This window comes from Enterobacter sp. PL_is379 (assembly GCF_055817355.1).
Window position 1 is genome coordinate 269,940 of sequence record NZ_JBVPGT010000026.1, and the last position, 17,652, is coordinate 287,591.

The 17,652-nt window shown below is 55.3% G+C and carries 16 protein-coding genes and 1 tRNA gene; 10 read left to right on the forward strand and 7 right to left on the reverse strand.

Annotated elements, in window-relative coordinates:
* Positions 1 to 8: 8 nt before the first annotated feature.
* Positions 9 to 707, reverse strand: coding sequence for an EAL domain-containing protein (locus AC0TOY_RS09245; RefSeq protein ID WP_473721744.1), 699 nt, complete (start codon positions 705 to 707; stop codon positions 9 to 11).
* Positions 708 to 985: 278 nt separating this feature from the next.
* Between AC0TOY_RS09245 and AC0TOY_RS09250 the strand changes: the two genes are divergently transcribed.
* Positions 986 to 1,062, forward strand: a tRNA-Arg gene (locus tag AC0TOY_RS09250).
* Positions 1,063 to 1,069: 7 nt separating this feature from the next.
* Here the strand turns inward: AC0TOY_RS09250 and AC0TOY_RS09255 are convergent.
* A complete protein-coding gene (locus AC0TOY_RS09255) occupies positions 1,070 to 1,978 on the reverse strand; it encodes a LysR family transcriptional regulator (protein ID WP_473721745.1) in 909 nt (302 codons plus the stop codon).
* A 100-nt stretch (positions 1,979 to 2,078) separates the two neighbouring features.
* Here AC0TOY_RS09255 and AC0TOY_RS09260 point away from each other — a divergent pair, with 100 nt between their 5' ends.
* The 7 genes from AC0TOY_RS09260 to pheP all read left to right on the forward strand — a co-directional run bounded on the left by AC0TOY_RS09260 (position 2,079) and on the right by pheP (position 11,316).
* A complete protein-coding gene (locus tag AC0TOY_RS09260) occupies positions 2,079 to 3,077 on the forward strand; it encodes an aldo/keto reductase (protein ID WP_473721746.1) in 999 nt (332 codons plus the stop codon).
* 304 nt (positions 3,078 to 3,381) lie between these two features.
* Positions 3,382 to 4,398, forward strand: coding sequence for an iron ABC transporter substrate-binding protein (locus tag AC0TOY_RS09265; RefSeq protein ID WP_473721747.1), 1,017 nt, complete (start codon positions 3,382 to 3,384; stop codon positions 4,396 to 4,398).
* Positions 4,399 to 4,422: 24 nt separating this feature from the next.
* On the forward strand, positions 4,423 to 5,997 hold the full coding sequence (locus AC0TOY_RS09270) for an ABC transporter permease (protein ID WP_370884044.1): 1,575 nt from the start codon (positions 4,423 to 4,425) through the stop codon (positions 5,995 to 5,997).
* A gap of 1 nt (position 5,998) precedes the next feature.
* Positions 5,999 to 7,030, forward strand: a complete 1,032-nt coding sequence (locus tag AC0TOY_RS09275; RefSeq protein WP_473721748.1) for an ABC transporter ATP-binding protein — start codon at positions 5,999 to 6,001, stop codon at positions 7,028 to 7,030.
* A 150-nt stretch (positions 7,031 to 7,180) separates the two neighbouring features.
* On the forward strand, positions 7,181 to 7,456 hold the full coding sequence (yahO, locus tag AC0TOY_RS09280; RefSeq protein ID WP_024906894.1) for a DUF1471 family periplasmic protein YahO: 276 nt from the start codon (positions 7,181 to 7,183) through the stop codon (positions 7,454 to 7,456).
* A gap of 184 nt (positions 7,457 to 7,640) precedes the next feature.
* Positions 7,641 to 9,824 carry a TonB-dependent receptor gene (locus tag AC0TOY_RS09285; protein WP_473721749.1) on the forward strand — a complete coding sequence of 728 codons (2,184 nt, stop codon included), beginning with the start codon at positions 7,641 to 7,643 and terminating at the stop codon, positions 9,822 to 9,824.
* Between the two features lie 103 nt (positions 9,825 to 9,927).
* A complete protein-coding gene (gene pheP, locus AC0TOY_RS09290; RefSeq protein WP_048991439.1) occupies positions 9,928 to 11,316 on the forward strand; it encodes a phenylalanine transporter in 1,389 nt (462 codons plus the stop codon).
* Between the two features lie 86 nt (positions 11,317 to 11,402).
* Here the strand turns inward: pheP and AC0TOY_RS09295 are convergent, their stop codons facing one another.
* Together AC0TOY_RS09295 and AC0TOY_RS09300 are read right to left on the reverse strand one after the other, a co-directional pair.
* Positions 11,403 to 12,647: a mechanosensitive ion channel family protein gene (locus tag AC0TOY_RS09295; protein WP_024906897.1), complete on the reverse strand. Its 1,245-nt coding sequence runs from the start codon at positions 12,645 to 12,647 to the stop codon at positions 11,403 to 11,405.
* A gap of 65 nt (positions 12,648 to 12,712) precedes the next feature.
* Positions 12,713 to 14,149 (reverse strand): MFS transporter, encoded by a 1,437-nt coding sequence (locus tag AC0TOY_RS09300; protein ID WP_048991438.1) that lies wholly within the window; start codon positions 14,147 to 14,149, stop codon positions 12,713 to 12,715.
* A 107-nt stretch (positions 14,150 to 14,256) separates the two neighbouring features.
* On the opposite strand from AC0TOY_RS09300, the gene AC0TOY_RS09305 reads away from it, so the two are divergent.
* Both AC0TOY_RS09305 and AC0TOY_RS09310 read left to right on the forward strand, forming a co-directional pair.
* Entirely contained in the window at positions 14,257 to 15,126 is an 870-nt protein-coding gene (locus tag AC0TOY_RS09305) for a helix-turn-helix transcriptional regulator (RefSeq protein ID WP_061715828.1), read from the forward strand.
* Positions 15,127 to 15,276: 150 nt separating this feature from the next.
* Positions 15,277 to 15,879, forward strand: a complete 603-nt coding sequence (locus tag AC0TOY_RS09310; protein ID WP_024906900.1) for a hypothetical protein — start codon at positions 15,277 to 15,279, stop codon at positions 15,877 to 15,879.
* 27 nt (positions 15,880 to 15,906) lie between these two features.
* Here the strand turns inward: AC0TOY_RS09310 and nfsB are convergent, their stop codons facing one another.
* The 3 genes from nfsB to AC0TOY_RS09325 form a co-directional block, all read right to left on the reverse strand.
* Positions 15,907 to 16,560, reverse strand: coding sequence for an oxygen-insensitive NAD(P)H nitroreductase (gene nfsB, locus AC0TOY_RS09315; protein ID WP_024906901.1), 654 nt, complete (start codon positions 16,558 to 16,560; stop codon positions 15,907 to 15,909).
* Positions 16,561 to 16,680: 120 nt separating this feature from the next.
* Complete coding sequence (locus AC0TOY_RS09320) at positions 16,681 to 17,049, reverse strand: MmcQ/YjbR family DNA-binding protein (RefSeq protein WP_023293103.1); 369 nt, start codon at positions 17,047 to 17,049, stop codon at positions 16,681 to 16,683.
* Positions 17,039 to 17,629 carry a TetR/AcrR family transcriptional regulator gene (locus AC0TOY_RS09325; protein ID WP_045909668.1) on the reverse strand — a complete coding sequence of 197 codons (591 nt, stop codon included), beginning with the start codon at positions 17,627 to 17,629 and terminating at the stop codon, positions 17,039 to 17,041. The genes AC0TOY_RS09320 and AC0TOY_RS09325 overlap by 11 nt, the downstream gene beginning before the upstream one ends.
* Positions 17,630 to 17,652: the final 23 nt, after the last annotated feature.

Consider the following 17,652-nt stretch of genomic DNA (forward strand, 5'->3'; position numbering starts at 1 on the left):
ATGGCGTTTTAATCCTCCGGCCATGTCCAGGACGGCCAGTAATATCCCTGGCCGAGGTCTGCGCCTGCCTGCAGTGCCCAGGTACGATCGCGTTCAGTCTCAATACCTTCAATAAGCACTTTCCCGGCCAGCTGAAAGCAAAGGGAAACCAGTTGCCTCAGCGCAGGGGTGTCGCGTAAACGCCAGAATGCTTCCTTATCTATTTTGACGCCGCTTAACGGGAGTCGACAGGATAAAAACGACTGCACTAAGACGTCGTCCACGTCATCCAGCCAGATAGCGTGTCCCTGTCTGCTAAGTTGCTGCAGATTCTGAACCACATGCTGCTTCTGTGCGACAGATAGCGCCAAAAAGGACGCGAGGTCGACAATCTCAATATTGAGCGGCACGCCAGGTAACCTGATAAGTCGCTGAAAAGACGCAGGCTCCGTCAGGACGGTTATCGGCAGATTAATAAAAAGGTTATGTCCGTGCGGCGTATTTTTTAGCGTGGCAAGCTGCGCTTCAAGCAGGGTTATCGACCACTCAGCGGACCGATCGCAAAAAAAGTCCTCGCTGTGGCGCGTGTCGGACAGAACGCTAAGTACCTCCACGCCAACCTGGCGCAAGGAGGTGAGGGCGACGATAGGCTCAAGCTTAATGCCGACGATGTCCTGAGAAAGGTACTGTAACCGGGGGGGCGTATCGATCAGGTTTTGCGCTGTCACTCCATTGTCCTGTTGTCTGTCAGCCTCCAGGCGGCCGGGATACCTGACTCTAGTGTGACGAGCTGACGTTCAGGAAAACAGCAGGCGTTACTTAAATGCAACTAGGCCTTTTCGCAGCGCTAAATTTTACGGTGAAACAGGGAGAAATGTTGAGAAAATAGCCGTATTTACAATCGGCTAGCGGTAATTGCCCAGGAAAGCGGAAAAGGCATTGACTCACCTGCCATTGACCGTATAATTCTTCGCGTTTCACCACCGCGAAGCACACGCTTCTCAGTGCGCCCTTAGCTCAGTTGGATAGAGCAACGGCCTTCTAAGCCGTAGGTCGTAGGTTCGAATCCTACAGGGCGTGCCATTTCCTCTCAACGCACGTCTTTATTCATCGACATCACCCACGCTATGAAGGTTCTCAGCGGTGCTGGCAGATGTTTTCGGCTCGGGTAGTAAACACAAAAATTATCAGCGGGATAGGTATAATCAGGTAGCAAACGGACAAGTTTGTTTTCGCTAATTTTATCCTCAACCAGATTCTCATAAACAAACGCAATCCCTAACCCATATTCAGCAGCCTGGATCATTGCCGCGTCTGAATCGACAACCAGATCGCCATTAACAGATACCTCCATTGTTTCCCCTTGTGGATCCATAAACTCCCAGCGATACAGCTTTCCATCAGGAAAACAGCGATTTATACACCTGAAATTGACCAGATCTTTTGGTGAGTCAGGCGTGCCTGATTTCTTCAGAAAATCAGGGCTGGCAACGGGAATAAGAGCCATCTTGCCACCAAAGGGAATGGCAACCATATCTTTAGGAACATCTTGTGTATACCGTATTCCGGCATCGAAACCTGAGTCGATAATATTGATTTTTCTGTCAGTGGTGAACAACTCTAATGTAATACCCGGGTAATTATTTTTGAACGTAACGAAATGGCTTTGAAAAAAGAGATCAACCACGATCCGGGGTAAGTTGACTTTGATGACGCCTTCAGGCTTTTCTTTGTGGTCATTGAGATTATCAATGACGCGTCTGTAGTCATTCAGGACGGGCGTCACGTCATCAAGAAACGCTTTACCGACGGCCGTCAAAGACAAGCTTCGGGTGGAGCGATTCAAAAGTCTAACTCCAAGTTTTTCTTCAAGATTATTTATGGCGACAGTTAACGTCGGCGCTGAAACATTTAATTCTTTTGCGGCCTGACGAAAACTCCCGTGTTTTACAATAAGAAGTAATATTTCTATATGTTGTAATTCTGGTGCATTTTTCATTGTTAATTCTCATAAAATACTGCATTAAAAATATACTAATTGTTATGCGTTAAGAATGAAAGTATATATTTCCTGTCATTTATCAAAACAGGAATATAAGATGAAATCACGTTATCTGGGAAAAGATAAATTCCAGGTGTCAGCGCTGGGGTTGGGTTGTATGGGGATGAGTTTTGCCTATGGTGGTGCCGAAGAATCGGAGGCGATCAATACCATTCACGCTGCGGTCGATTTGGGCGTTACCTTCCTTGATTCCGCGGAAGTCTATGGCCCCTATGATAATGAAGTCCTGGTCGGGAAGGCGATTAAAGGCATTCGCGACAAGGTACAGATTGCGACAAAATTTGGTTTTCGCATCCTTCCCTCCGGACATGGTCTTGAACGTATGGCTGGTGTTGACAGCCGCCCTGAACATATTCGTGAAGCGGTAGAAGGTTCACTTAAACGTCTCAATATCGAGACTATCGATCTGCTTTATCAGCACCGCGTCGATCCGTCTGTACCTGTTGAAGACGTTGTGGGAACAATGGCTGATTTAATCAAGGAAGGGAAAGTTCGCCATATCGGGCTTTCAGAAGTCTCAGCCGACACGTTACGCCGGGCCTGCAAAGTTTATCCGATTACCGCCGTGCAAACGGAATATTCGCTCTGGACTCGCGAGCCGGAGGAAAGCATTCTTAACGCTTGCCGCGAGCTGGGCGTTGGGTTTGTGCCTTACAGTCCGCTGGGTCGCGGATTTTTAACCGGGAAAATCACGAACAGCTCCGGCTTTGGCGAGGATGATTTCCGACGGAACCTGCCTCGCTTCCAGAAAGCAGCGATGCAGAAAAACCAACAGCTGCTCGGCCAGCTACAGGATGTCGCGGATAAATACCGCTGTTCCCTCGCACAGCTGGCCCTCGCATGGGTGATGAGTAAAGGAGATGACATTGTTCCTATTCCGGGGGCTCGAAAAATAGCGCATTTGCAGGATAATGCGGGGGCGGTCAGCCTGAATCTTTCCGATTCTGATATTAAGTTCGTTGACCATGTCTTTACGCCTGACAATATTCAGGGGCAAAGATATAACCAGGGTGATTTTAATTTAATCGATAAATAACACACCGCATTACATTCTCCCGCTTCTCTGGCGGGAGAGTTCTTCATCTGTGCATTAAATATCGCAATAATAAATAGAAGGCTAATGAATTCTTCTTCCGTTCAGTCTTAAGGTTTTCTTAATTTTGAATTGAACTATCTTTCCCATCTGGATTTTTATCATTTCAAACCACGCAATAATGAAATTTTACACTTTTACGCGTAAACTGGATTGATACTAATTATCATTAGCGTTGTTGTGTGCTTTAATCCTGTCCCACAAAGCTATGAGTGGTTACTCCCGTTGGTCTATTAAGGATATGTTCATGAATTCTCGCCTGCTGTCCTGCTTCTCGCTTGCCTTGTTGTCGTCATCCCTTTTCCTTTCCACACAATCAGTTGCCGCCGATAACAACGAAGGTATCGTTGTGTATAACGCGCAGCATGAAAACCTGGTGAAGTCGTGGGTTGACGGTTTTACCAAAGAAACCGGCATTAAAGTGACTTTGCGCAATGGTGATGACAGCGAGCTGGGTAACCAGCTGGTTCAGGAAGGCAGCGCATCGCCGGCCGACGTATTCCTGACGGAAAACTCGCCGTCCATGGTGCTGGTGGATAACGCTAACCTGTTTGCGCCGCTGGATGCAGACACCCTGAAGCAGGTACCGGCAGAGTATCGACCTGCGCATGGTCGTTGGATCGGCATTGCCGCCCGCAGCACGGTATTCGTCTATAACCCGGCAAAACTGAACGAACAGCAGCTGCCTAAGTCGCTGATGGATCTGGCGAAACCCGAGTGGAAAGGCCGCTGGGCGGCATCACCGTCAGGCGCGGATTTCCAGGCCATCGTGAGCGCGATGCTGGCTCTGAAAGGCGAAAAGGCCACTCTGGAATGGCTTAAGGCGATGAAAGCCAATTTCGTTGCCTATAAAGGCAACAGCACGGTGATGAAAGCCGTCAATGCCGGCCAGATTGATGGCGGCGTGATTTATCACTACTACCGCTTTGTCGATCAGTCCAAAACCGGTGAAAACAGCAAAAACACTCAGCTCTACTACTTCAAACACCAGGATCCGGGCGCGTTTGTGAGCCTCTCTGGCGGTGGCGTGCTGGCGTCCAGCAAGCACAAAGCGCAGGCGCGGGCCTTCATCAAATACATTACCGGCAAAGAAGGTCAGGAGAGTCTGCGTACCAACAACGCCTTTGAATACGCTGTGGGCGTAAACGCGGCCTCAAACCCGAAACTGGTCCCGCTGAAAGATCTTGATGCACCGAAAGTTGAACCTTCAACGCTCAACAGTAAAAAAGTTATCGAGCTGATGACGCAAGCCGGTCTGCTGTGATCCTGAGAGTGAAGTGAACGTCTTATGTCTGGTCTGAGTCTCGACATCGGAAAAAACAGAGTGCAGGAGCCTGCCCGCAGGCGTCCTGCACTGCCGATGGTTGCGTTAGCTGTGTTGTTTTCATTAATGGCGCTTCTGCCTTTGGGTTTTATCATTGCCATTGGCATTGAGACCGGATGGGAAACCATTAAGGCGCTGGTGTTTCGCCCGCGTGTTGCTGAGCTACTCAGCAACACGCTGTGGCTGACGGCTTTAGCGGTTCCGCTGTGTATCGTGACGGGCGTGGCGATAGCCTGGCTCACCGAGCGCACGCAGCTTGCCGGACGAGGGATCTGGTCTGCACTGGCGGTCGCCCCGCTGGCGATCCCCGCGTTTGTGCAAAGCTATGCCTGGGTGAGCGTTGTCCCGTCCATGCACGGGCTCTCTGCGGGCGTGTTCCTCTCCGTTCTGGCCTACTATCCGTTTATCTATATGCCGGTTGCGGCGGTGCTGCGTCGTCTTGACCCGACGCTTGAAGATGTCGCCGCGTCGCTCGGCACGCCGCCCTGGCGGGTCTTTTTCCGCGTGGTGCTGCCGCAGCTCAAGCTGGCTATCTGCGGCGGCGCGCTGCTGGTGGCGCTGCATCTGCTGGCGGAATATGGCCTGTACGTGATGATCCGCTTTGATACCTTCACCACGGCAATCTATGACCAGTTCCAGTCTACCTTCAGCGGCCCGGCGGCGAACATGCTGGCGGGCGTGCTGGCCTTATGCTGTCTGGCTATTCTGGTGCTGGAAGGCGTAACGCGCGGAAAAGCACGCTACGCGCGCATTGGCGCCGGGGCCGCGCGCGAGCAAAAACGCTTGCCGCTGAAGCCTGCGGCTGCCGCGCTGGGCCAGCTGTTTTTCATCGTGCTGATCGTGCTGGCGCTGGGCGTGCCGTTGATTGTCCTGTGTCGCTGGATTTGGCTCGGCGGCGTGCAAAACTGGATGAGTCCCGATCTCTGGCACTCCCTGCGCCAGACGCTGATGCTCGGCGTGGGCGGTGCGCTCCTGACAACGGCGTGCGTGATCCCCATCGCGTGGCTCGGTATCCGCTATCCGCACCGTATCTTCCGGATGCTGGAAGGGTGCATCTATATCACCAGTTCACTGCCGGGCATTGTCACGGCGCTGGCGCTGGTCACCGTCACTATTCATTATGCCCGCCCCATTTACCAGACGGAAATTACCCTGTTCCTGGCCTACCTGCTGATGTTTATGCCCCGAGCGCTCATCAACCTTCGGGCGGGGATTGCGCAGGCGCCGGTCGAGCTGGAAAACGTGGCGCGCAGCCTGGGCAGCACGCCCGCGAAGGCGCTCTGGAGCGTTACGATGCGGCTGGCCGCGCCCGGTGCTGCGGCGGGTGCCGCGCTGGTTTTCCTCGGCGTCAGCAACGAGTTGACCGCCACGCTGTTGCTCTCTCCGCTGGGCACGCGCACGCTCTCCACCGGATTCTGGGCGCTGACCAGTGAAATTGACTATGTTGCCGCCGCGCCTTACGCGATGCTGATGATCCTGATTTCACTCCCGCTGACCGCCATTCTCTATATGCAGTCGAAAAAAATTGCAGGGCTATGACATGCTTGAATTAACCGCCATTTCTAAATCGTTTGCTGATGTGCAGGTGCTCGACAGCTTGAACCTGAGCGTTGCGCCGGGGAGCAGGACGGCGATTGTCGGGCCGTCCGGGTCGGGGAAAACCACGCTGCTGCGTATTCTTGCCGGTTTCGAAACGCCTGACACCGGGCGTATTGTCATGCAGGGGAGAAGGCTGTTTGATGAAAACCGTTTTGTCCCTGCCCACCAGCGCGGGATCGGTTTTGTACCTCAGGAGGGGGCGCTGTTCCCGCACCTCAATGTGGCAGACAACATTGCCTGGGGGCTGGACGGCACCCGCCACGAGAAACGCCAGCGCGTTGAGGCGCTGATGGAGATGGTGTCTCTGGACAGGCAGCTGGCAACGCACTGGCCTCACGAGATTTCCGGCGGGCAGCAGCAGCGCGTGGCGCTTGCCCGTGCGCTGGCCCAGCGTCCTTCACTGATGCTGCTGGATGAACCGTTCTCGGCGCTGGATACCGGCCTGCGCGCCATGACGCGTAAGGCAACGGCCGATCTGCTGGCCGAAGCGGGCGTGGCCTCGATTCTGGTCACCCACGATCAGAACGAAGCGTTGTCCTTTGCCACGCAGGTTGCCGTGATGCGCTCCGGACGCTTCACACAGGTCGGTACGCCTTATGAGGTTTACACCCGTCCCGTTGACGAAGAGACGGCGCTGTTTCTTGGCGACGCCGTGATCCTGCCAGCTCAACTCGCTGCCGGGTATGCCGTGTGCGCGCTGGGTGAAGTGCCGACGGACAACGCGCATGCGACAGGACAGGGCAGGGTGATGATGCGCCCTGAACAATTACGCGTGACGGCATGTGCCTCACATGAAAGCCCGATCTCGATTCTTGATGTGGATTTCACCGGACAGCTATCGACGCTCACCCTCGGATTAGCCGGGCAGCAACAGCCCGTGATTCTGAAGACCGTCAGCCAGCCAGGATGGAACCCGGGCACGGCGGTACGCATTGATATTGCTGGCACCGCGCGGGTATTCGAATATTCTTAATATTCGTTAGTAATTTCATGCAACGGGTTGTTATAAAAGAATTTTCCCGAACGTATGGCATTTCCTGAGATTCTCTACCATGCTCATAAAACCTCACCACAATGCGTGAGGTTTTTCGTAGTTGCTGATTAATCTCAAGGAAAAAAGGTTATGAAAAAGACGACTGCTATTTTGTTGGGAACGGCGTTACTGTTTACGACCAATGCTTTTGCTGCTCAGTTGCTGACAAAAAATGAGTTCAAGAAAGTTGCGTCTCAGTATCAAAAAATCGGTACGGTAAGTACCTCGAATGAGGTATCGGTTGATGATGCAAAAAAAGAACTGATTGAGAAAGCCGATAAGAAAGGCGCAGATGTCCTGGTGCTCACGTCAGGGAACACCAACAATAAAATTCACGGTACGGCCAATATCTACAAGAAAAAATAACGTCATTGCAGCCACCCCCGCAACGGGGTGGTTGTTCCCCTCATTTCTCGCCAAACCTCCTCATGAACGCGGTTACACTTGCTAACGCATATATAATGCGTATAGTTCTCATTTGCATTTCAATAAACACATTCTAAGGCCTGACAACGGGTCATTTTTGCGCGCACGTTTAAATGAGTTAACGATGAACAACACCAAAATAAACAACACGCTGTTGGCGCTCGCCGTTGGCGCGGTGACACATTCCGCCTTCGCGGCGGACGATCAAAAAGAGGACACCCTCGTTGTCCAGGCTGCGCCAGCCAGCGATTTCAAACCCGGTGGCGACCAGTTGGTACCGGCCTTCCTTGACGGGCAGATGGCGAATGGCGGGCGCATGGGGATGCTGGGCCAGCAGAACGCCATGGACGTGCCGTTCAACATCATCAGCTACACCTCGAAGCTGGTGGAAGATCAGCAGGCGAAAACCATTGCCGATGTCGTCGCTAACGACGCGGGCGTGCAGTTCGTCCAGGGGTTCGGCAACAGCGCGGAAACCTACCGTATCCGTGGCCTGAAGTTCGACGGTGACGACATGACCTTTGGCGGGCTGTCCGGCGTGCTGCCGCGCCAGGTGGTGGATACCCAGATGGTTGAGCGCATTGAGATCTTCAAAGGGGCAAACGCCCTGATGAACGGCGCGGCGAGCTCCGGCGTGGGCGGGATGATCAACCTTGAGCCAAAACACGCGGGCGAACTCCCGCAGGCGAAAGTGGGCGTGGACTACACCTCAGATTCTCAGATTGGCACCACGCTGGATGCGGGCCGTCGCTACGGCGACAACGACCAGTTTGGCGCGCGGGTGAATCTGGTGCACCGCGAAGGGGAAACCGGCATACCGAACGATCGCCGCCGCACCACGCTGCTCTCTACCGGCCTGGATTACAGCGGTGACCGCTTCCGCACCTCGCTTGATCTGGGCTATCAGAAGAAAACCTTCCACGGCAGCCCAACCAGCGTCAATATTTCGGCGGTGGATTTCGTGCCCGAGCCGCCGAAAAACGATCGCAACTTCTCGCAGAAGTGGGCCTACAGCAACATTGAAAACGAGTTCGGGATGTGGCGCAGCGAGTACGACATCACCGACGGCTGGACCGCCTATACTGGCCTGGGCGCGCAGCACGCGCATGAGGAAGGGATCTATAGCGCGCCGAAGCTGGTAGATAAAAGCGGCAAGGCAACGGTCAGCCGCCTTGATACCAACCGCATCAGCGATTCCGTCAGCGGCATGGCGGGCATTCGCGGTAATTTCAATACCGGTTTCGTCTCGCACAAGGTCAACGTTGGTTATTCGGCGATGACCAAAAACGAAAAAATCGCGTGGAAAATGTCGGCGACGAAGGATAACCCGACGACCAATATCTACCACAATACCGGCGTGGATATGCCGGACAGCAGCAACCTCAACGGCTCAGGCGGGAAATACAGCGATCCGCTGACCAGCGGACGCACCCGTACCCAAGGCTGGCTGTTGAGCGATACCCTGGGCGTGCTGGACGACAAACTGCTATTCACCGCCGGCGCGCGCCACCAGAAGGTGGTCATTCGCGGGTATAACAAAATTACCGGTGCGGAAAACGCGGCAGACGGCTTCGACGGCAGTCGCTGGATGCCAACCTACGGCGTGGTCTACAAGCCGTGGGAGGAAATCTCCCTCTATGCTAACCATACCGAAGCGCTGCAGCCGGGCAAAACCGCGCCTAATACCGCCACCAACTACGGCCAGAGCACCGGTATCGTGCACTCTAAGCAGAACGAAGTGGGCGTGAAGGCGGACTTTGGCCGCGTGGGCGGATCGCTTGCGCTGTTCGAAATCAAGATGCCGTCGGCGATCCTCGACGACAGCGGCCACTACGGCCTTGACGCCGAGCAGCGTAACCGTGGCGTGGAGCTGAACGTCTTTGGCGAGCCCATGCTGGGGATGCGTCTGAATGCCAGCGCCACCTGGCTGCAGGCCGAGCTGACCAAAACCAAAAATGGCGTCAATCAGGGGAACGATGCGATCGGTATTCCGAACTTTTACGCCGTATTGGGCGCGGAGTACGACATCAAGCCGATTGACGGCCTGACCGCCACCGCCCGCGTGAACCACTCCGGCGCGCAGTACGCTGACCTGGCAAACACCAAAAAGCTGGACAGCTACACCACGCTGGATCTGGGTATGCGCTATCGCTTCGCGGTGAACCACAATGCAAACCAGATGACCGTGCGCGCGGGCATCGACAACGTGACCAATGAAAACTACTGGGCCAGCGTGGACGATTCCGGTACTTACATCACGCAGGGTGAACCGCGTACCTTTAAGATCTCGGTTGGCTACGAATTCTAAGCGTTCCATCTCGTTATCCGGGGCAGGGATGCCCCAATCCCTTGCTACCTCCAGCATGAAGTGTTAAAACGTGCCCCTTCTAAAAAAGAGACAGGGGTAGGACGTGAAAGACGCGTCATCCGCTTCAGGCCATGGTAGCGCCGAAGCCTCGTCGGATCAGAATCCGACGCTGCAACGTGGTTTGCAAAATCGACATATTCAGTTAATCGCCCTTGGCGGCGCGATCGGTACCGGGCTGTTTCTCGGCATCGGCCCCGCTATTCAGATGGCGGGCCCGGCGGTGCTGCTGGGGTATGGTATCGCCGGGATTATTGCCTTCCTGATCATGCGCCAGCTTGGCGAGATGGTTGTTGAAGAGCCGGTTTCAGGCTCCTTCGCGCACTTTGCTTATAAATACTGGGGCCCGTTTGCCGGCTTCCTGTCCGGCTGGAACTACTGGGTCATGTTCGTGCTGGTGGGGATGGCGGAGCTGACCGCCGCAGGCATTTACATGCAGTACTGGCTGCCGGATGTCCCGACGTGGATCTGGGCGGCGGCCTTCTTCATCATTATCAACGCCGTTAACCTTGTTAACGTCCGCCTGTATGGCGAAACCGAGTTCTGGTTTGCGCTGATCAAGGTGCTGGCGATTATCGGCATGATCGGCTTTGGCCTGTGGCTGCTGTTCTCAGGCCACGGCGGCGAGCGCGCCACGATCGATAACCTCTGGCAGCACGGCGGCTTCCTGGCGACCGGCTGGAAAGGGCTGATCCTCTCGCTGGCAGTGATCATGTTCTCCTTCGGCGGATTAGAGTTGATTGGCATCACCGCCGCGGAAGCGCACGACCCGCATAAAAGCATTCCAAAAGCGGTTAACCAGGTGGTATACCGTATTCTGCTGTTCTACATCGGCTCGCTGGTGGTGCTGCTGGCGCTCTATCCGTGGGTGGAAGTGAAATCCGACAGCAGCCCATTCGTGATGATTTTCCACGATCTGAACAGCAACGTGGTCGCCTCGGCGCTGAACTTTGTCATTCTGGTGGCGTCTCTGTCGGTCTATAACAGCGGCGTTTACTCCAACAGCCGTATGCTGTTTGGCCTCTCCGTGCAGGGCAACGCACCGAAGTTCCTTACCCGCGTCAGCCGTCGCGGCGTGCCGGTGAATTCCTTGTTCCTTTCCGGTGCCATTACGTCGCTGGTAGTGCTAATCAATTACCTGCTGCCGAAAGAGGCCTTTGGCCTGCTGATGGCGCTGGTTGTCGCCACGCTGCTGCTGAACTGGATCATGATCTGCCTGGCGCACCTGCGATTCCGCGCCGCGATGCGCCGCAAGGGACGCGAAACGCAGTTCAAAGCGCTGCTTTACCCGGCGGGGAACTACATCTGTATCGCTTTCCTGGGGCTGATTCTGGTGCTGATGTGCACCATGGATGAGATGCGTCTCTCGGCGATGCTGCTGCCGGTGTGGGTGATCTTCCTGTTTGTGACGTTTAAGCTTTCCCGCAAAAAGTAGCACGTTTTTCACCCTCTCCCTGTGGGAGAGGGCCAGGGTGAGGGCACCAGACCGCACTTGCCTTCACGCCCGGTTGCCCACACAGATTACCTGGCGATGACCCCCGACAGGGCGCGAATATCGTTCCCGGTCGGGGACTGGTGAATACGTAACCCAAATTCATCCACCACCGCGAAAATATGGTCGAAGATGTCGGCCTGAATCTCCTCATATTCTGCCCAGACCACCGTATTGGTGAAGGCATATATTTCAATCGGCAAACCATTCGCGTCAGGTGCCAACTGACGCACCATCAGCGTCATATCTTTGCGAATGCGCGGGTGGTTGCGCAGATATTCGTTCAGGTAGGCGCGGAAGGTGCCGATATTGGTCATCTTGCGCAGGTTTAGTACCGATTCCCCTTCACCGTTCTGCTGATTCCATAGGTTAATTTCCTCATGACGTGCGGCCAGATAAGGCTTCAGCAGTTTCGCCTGAATGAGTTTCTGCTGCTCCTGCTCGTCGAGGAAATGAATACTGGTGGTATCAATATTCAGGCTGCGCTTAATACGTCGCCCGCCGGAGGCCGACATGCCGCTCCAGTTGATAAAGGCGTCGGAGACCAGGGCCCACGTCGGAATGGTCGTAATCGTATTATCGAAATTGCGTACTTTCACGGTGGTCAGGCCGATATCCGTCACCGTGCCGTTGGCGCCGTATTTAGGCATCTCCAGCCAGTCGCCGAGCTTGAGCATGTCGTTGGCGGAAAGCTGAATACCCGCCACAAGTCCGAGTATCGGATCTTTAAACACCAGCATCAGCACGGCGGCCATGGCGCCCAGACCGCTTATAAGAATCGCCGGGGACTGGCCGATGAGCAGGGAGATAATCAATATCCCCACCAGGATGGCGCTCACCAGCTTGATGCCCTGGAAGATCCCTTTCAGCGGCAGCTGTGACGCGGTGGCCATTTTCTGCGACAGATTGAAAATCACGTCCAGCAGCGAGAAGAAGGAGAGCAGGGCATAAACCATTACCCACAGCCTGGCGCAGGTAGTGAGAATTTCCGCCGCTTCGCTGCCTTTTTGCAGCCACAGTACCGCCTGGACGTTGACAATTATCCCCTGCAGGGTAAAGGCCAGACGGTGAAATAATTTATTCTGGGTGATGATCTGCAGCCATAAATGGCTGCTGGCCTGCGCGCGTTTTTCGAATGCGCGAAGCACCCCTTTGTGCAGAATAAAATGAACGATGATGGCGGTCAGAAAAATAATACCAAAGATAATCACTAAAGAGGTGGTGTGATTAATTTCAATGCCTAACTCTTCAACCTGAGCAATCAATTCCTGCATAACGTCTCCTGTATTTTTGCAGCCCCATAATGGCGGCTGCGGATCTATTATGCAAATTCACGAACTTATTTGGCGGCCTGGCAGACCTTTACCACCGGCAGGCACAGGCTATGGCGGATGCGCAGCGTCGCCAGAGCCAGCACCACCATCATGGCCGTTTCCACCATCAGGAAGACGTTAATCGCCTGGGTGTAATCCCCGTGATGGTTTTGCAGCGCGTGCAGCAAGATTGCGCCAAAAATGGCCGGGCCAAGACCCAGCGCGGCCTGCTGCAGCGTGCTTAAAATAGCGCTCGCGGCCCCCGCGTCGTCAGGCTGAATGTCGCGCATCCCGATGCGGTAGAAGCTGTTCACGATCAGCGCCTGCCCGTAGCCCACCAGTCCGGTGGCGGGTGCCAGCGTCAGGGCGGTATTCTCCATGCCCCAAACGCGGAACGTGGCGATCAGCGCCAGCAGGCCGGTAATCTGGATCGCCAGACCCGTCAGCAGGATAGTGCTGGTGCTGTAGCGGGCAATCAGCCGCGGTGCGAACCACGCCGACACAAAGTAGGTCACGCCCAGGGCGATAAAACTGTTCCCGGACTGCCACGGCGCCATCCCCAGACCGGTTTGCATGGTCAGGGCCATACAGAACATAAACCCGGACCAGACGCTGAAAAAAAGCATCGCAATCAGAATGCCAAAGCGCACGCTGCGAAGCGCAAGCAGGCGCGGCGGGATCAGCGGGTGGGCATTCTCACGCTCTTTTTTGCGCGCATTCAGCGCCATCAGCCAGGCCAGCGGGACCAGGGCGAGCAGCATCGTCTTCAGCGGCCAGGACCAGTGCCACTGCGGGCCGAGCGCCATCGGGAACAGCAGGCAGCAAAGCATGATGGCCAGCAACACGGTACCCGGCCAGTCGATGCGTGACGGCGTCTCGCGACGGGTTTCCGGTACGAAGCGGCGGCTCAGCGCCAGCACCACCAGACAGATCGGCACGTTGATAAAGAAGGCGTTACGCCAGCCCAGCCCGGCGATATCCGCCGACACCAGCCAGCCCCCGCCCATCTGCCCGACGATAAACGCAATCCCGCCGATGCCGCCGAACAGGCTGATGGCTTTTGCATGCGCCGTACCTTTCAGCGTCACGTGCAGCGTGGCAAGAATTTGCGGCATGATCAGTGCGGCACCCGCGCCCTGAACGATGCGCGCGGCGAGCAGCTGTTCAATGTTCCCCGCCATTCCGCACAGCAGCGAGGCCAGACCAAAGCTCGCCACACCCCACATAAACAGACGGCGACGGCCAAAATTATCCCCCAGCTTGCTGCCGAGCGCGAGGCAGACGGCAAAGGCCACGCCGTAGAGCGCGACGATCAGCTCCAGCTCGGTGGCGGTAGCGTGCAGTGAATGGGTAATGGCGTCCAGCGCCACGTTGGTGATTGAGGTATCAATCATCGGCAGCATCTGGCCGGTTAACAGCAATATCAGGCCAGCGCGACCCGGTGAAACAACTGACGTATTCATGGTAACTCCATTGCGTCATTCAACAGATGGTCGTAGCATCTACCATCAGATAAACGGGTACCAGTTCTTACTTATACTGGTACTGGTACTACCATGCAGGGGGATTTATGGCGCTGATGTCTGAACCCGTCGTTTCACTTCAGGATGACACCCGAAAACAGCTGGGGGCATTTTTACGCGCGCGGCGTGAAAGCCTCGATCCGCAGCGCTTAGGCCTGCCGCGCAGCGGTCGCCGCCGCACGCCCGGTCTGCGCCGGGAAGAGGTGGCGATGCTCGCTGACGTGGGCGTAACCTGGTACACCTGGCTTGAGCAGGGCAGGGACGTCAATCCGTCCAGCGCGGTGATGGCGGCCGTGGCAAAAGCGCTGCAATGTACCCCGACCGAGGCCCGGCATCTGTTTGTGTTAGCGGGTTTGCCGCCGGGTGAAGCGCCGCAGGCGGTCTGCTGCGAGGGCATCAGCGAGGGCACACGCCGCCTGCTCGATACCCTGCTGCCAAAACCTGCCAGTATCCAGAAGCCCAATTTCGACATCGTGGCGTGGAACGACAGCTTCGGCCACCTGATGGGTGTGGATTTCAATGAAATCCCGCCGGAGGACCGCAACTGTATTTACCTGTTCCTCACGCATCCGGCGTGGCGCGCGCGCCTTGGCAGACGCGACGACGTGCTGCCCATTTTTGTCTCCTATTTCCGCGCGGCGATGGCCGAGCACCGGGGCGACCCGCTGTGGGAAGCCAAACTGGCGCGCTTCTTTGCGGTGTCCGAAGAGTTTAAAACCCTGTGGCACCAGCGTAACGACGTGCGCGGCGTGGAGAATCAGCTCAAGCTGTTTACCCATCCCGAGCTGGGGGAGTTTACGCTGCAGCAGATGTACTGGTATTCCGCGCCGCGAAACGGGTCGCGTTTGCTGGTGTATCTGCCGGTAGATGAGGCGGGGGAGCGGGCGATGGCGTGGCTGGCGGCGCAGGGGAAATAGTTTTTTTGCGAGGGGCTTTCAGGGAGTAAGAGCCGATTCTGCTAAGTGGATGAGACAGGTGTAAGGTGGGTTTAACTTAGCCAGTCGACTGAATCGACATCATTTCGATGAGGTGTTAAGTCGTCTATACTCACGCCATGAGAAACCACCATGTCGCCACTGATGATTGATTCCGCAGATTTCAGCCAAAAATTAGGCCTTATCTCCCGCAACGTGGAACATACTGAAGCGTTTCTTGCGCGGGGCACGGTGGATTTTCATCTGCCCGGATTTATGCTGCCGGTGGGATATCGCCTGTTAAAATCGCGCTACGGTGATGAATATCGTCTCGTCACCACCGACGACGGAAAACCCTATACGGCGTATGCCGTTAAGTTGACGTTTCATAAAGAAATTACCTTTCCCCACGGGGCTGCGACACAGGTTATGGTCTGGCGTACGCCACGCGCTGTCCATCAGCGGGTAATCAGTGGATTACCCCAATCCTTCTTCCAGTGGGTGCTAAGCGAATACGACATTGTGGTTTCTGACAGCGAACAAACCGGTGACGGACAGCGGTTTTGGTTACGCATGATCGACTGGGCGTTCAGCATGAATTATCGGATAAGCGTGGCGGACGGTACGGTAGGTGAAGAGTGGCACTTAACACCGGTGAGTTCATACGCCGAGCTGGAGGAGCGCTGGATTGCGTTTGCCTGGGGATACGATCGCGACGTGCATCCACATCGCAGGTTAGTCATCAGTAAAGCGTAACGGGCCGCACAGAGCGGCCCGTGTTGATTAGCACTCAGTCACAATCGTGCTCAGCGGCAGGCGAGATTTCGGAAGCGTGGCGTTGAAATCTTCCACGCTGTGATGCCCAACCGGCACCACCACCAGGCTGGTGAAGCCCTTCTCTTTCAGGCCAAACTCTTCGTCGAGGATCGCAGCGTCGAAACCTTCGATCGGTACCGCGTCCAGGCCCATTGCGCCCACGCCCAGCAGGAAGTTGCCGACGTTCAGGTAAACCTGTTTCGCCATCCACTGGTCGTCATCTTTCAGATCCACGCGGTGCATGTCGGCGAAGTAGGTACGGCCCTTATGGTTCGCGGCTTTGGCTTCCGGCGTGTTGAAGCGACCATCGGCTTCTTCCTGATCGACAACGCGCTCCAGCCAGGCGTCATCCATCGCGGTTTTCGCGCAGAACACCACCACGTGAGAGGCATCCAGCATTTTGCGTTCGTTGAACACATAGGTGCCTGCCGCGGATTTCGCCACGCGCGCTTTTCCTTCCTCGGTGCTGGCCACAATGAAGTGCCACGGTTGGGAGTTGGTGCTGGACGGGCTGTACTGCAGCAGGGTTTTGATTTTTTCCGCTTCTTCAGCGGTCAGTTTTTTGCTTGCGTCGAACGCCTTGGTGGAGTGGCGTTTCAGCGCAACAGAAATGATATCCATAACAACTCCTGATGATGAAATTCGCCCGCGTGCGGGCGCGAAAGATGAGCAGATTACAGCGGGACGGGGAAAAAGATAAGGGCAATTCGAGCGTTTAATCTGTTCGTCTCAGACGAACAATCAGACCGGCCGGATCCACTTCTGGTCTTTTTTCGGCAGTTTATCCACCACCAGATGCCAGGAATCATTGATGAGGTCGGTAACCAGTTCCGGCGTCACGTCGTCAGTGCCGTAAAGGGAAATCCAGTGCTTTTTGTTGAGGTGATAGCCCGGTTCAACGCCGCGATAAATCTGCTGATTTAACAGCGATTTCTCCGGGTCTGACTTCAGGCTGACGTGTGGACGCCCGTGCGCGACGGCCACAATCATGAAAATTTTTCCGCCCACTTTAAACACGTCAAACTCCGGCCCAAACGGCCAGCAGTGTTCGGTGAATGGCAGTTCCAGCGCCACGCGTTTTGCGTGCTCCTGCAACGTTTTACTGTCCATCGCTCTCTTCCTGGGCAAGCCCGCGCCACATCACCTCAAAGCCGAGCGCTTTAAACTCAACGGCGCGGGACGGATCGCGGGTAGCAAATTCCATCGTACTTTCGGCCAGCGATAAGAAAAGCGCATCGCCAAACGTTTTAAATTCATCAGACATAAACACCTGACGCACCGAACGGCGGCAGAGTTCATGCAGCTCCGGAAACATCTCTTTCACCGCCTGTTCCGTTTCGACGCTCAGCTTTTCACTGACGCCAATCTGGCGGATCGCCGCATGTGCAACGGGGTTACGAATACCCCAGTCCACATAGCTGTTCCAGATATTGCGGGTATGTTCTTTAGGCAGCGTGATGGTGCGATCGAGGTTTGCCAGCATGGTCTGGCAGAGATCCTGCTTCAGATGCAGATAGAGGGCATTCAGCAGATCGTCTTTCGTAGCAAAGTAGCGGAACAGGGTGCCTTCGGCGACGCCCGCCTTACGGGCAATAAGCGCCGTTGAGGCGGCAATACCTGACTGTGCAAACGCCGCCGTTGCGGCTTCCAGTAAGGCCTGTTTTTTATCTTCACTCTTCGGACGTGCCACTAAATTTTTCCTCCTGTCAATTG

Coding starts and splice junctions, on each gene's coding strand:
- AC0TOY_RS09310 (WP_024906900.1), top strand. CDS start 15,277: ATGTCGCCACTGATGATTGATTCCGCAGATTTCAGCCAAAAATTAGGC.
- AC0TOY_RS09260 (WP_473721746.1), top strand. CDS start 2,079: ATGAAATCACGTTATCTGGGAAAAGATAAATTCCAGGTGTCAGCGCTG.
- AC0TOY_RS09275 (WP_473721748.1), top strand. CDS start 5,999: ATGCTTGAATTAACCGCCATTTCTAAATCGTTTGCTGATGTGCAGGTG.
- AC0TOY_RS09270 (WP_370884044.1), top strand. CDS start 4,423: ATGTCTGGTCTGAGTCTCGACATCGGAAAAAACAGAGTGCAGGAGCCT.
- AC0TOY_RS09255 (WP_473721745.1), bottom strand. CDS start 1,978: ATGAAAAATGCACCAGAATTACAACATATAGAAATATTACTTCTTATT.
- AC0TOY_RS09295 (WP_024906897.1), bottom strand. CDS start 12,647: ATGCAGGAATTGATTGCTCAGGTTGAAGAGTTAGGCATTGAAATTAAT.
- AC0TOY_RS09265 (WP_473721747.1), top strand. CDS start 3,382: ATGAATTCTCGCCTGCTGTCCTGCTTCTCGCTTGCCTTGTTGTCGTCA.
- AC0TOY_RS09305 (WP_061715828.1), top strand. CDS start 14,257: ATGGCGCTGATGTCTGAACCCGTCGTTTCACTTCAGGATGACACCCGA.
- AC0TOY_RS09320 (WP_023293103.1), bottom strand. CDS start 17,049: ATGGACAGTAAAACGTTGCAGGAGCACGCAAAACGCGTGGCGCTGGAA.
- AC0TOY_RS09285 (WP_473721749.1), top strand. CDS start 7,641: ATGAACAACACCAAAATAAACAACACGCTGTTGGCGCTCGCCGTTGGC.
- nfsB (WP_024906901.1), bottom strand. CDS start 16,560: ATGGATATCATTTCTGTTGCGCTGAAACGCCACTCCACCAAGGCGTTC.
- AC0TOY_RS09300 (WP_048991438.1), bottom strand. CDS start 14,149: ATGAATACGTCAGTTGTTTCACCGGGTCGCGCTGGCCTGATATTGCTG.
- yahO (WP_024906894.1), top strand. CDS start 7,181: ATGAAAAAGACGACTGCTATTTTGTTGGGAACGGCGTTACTGTTTACG.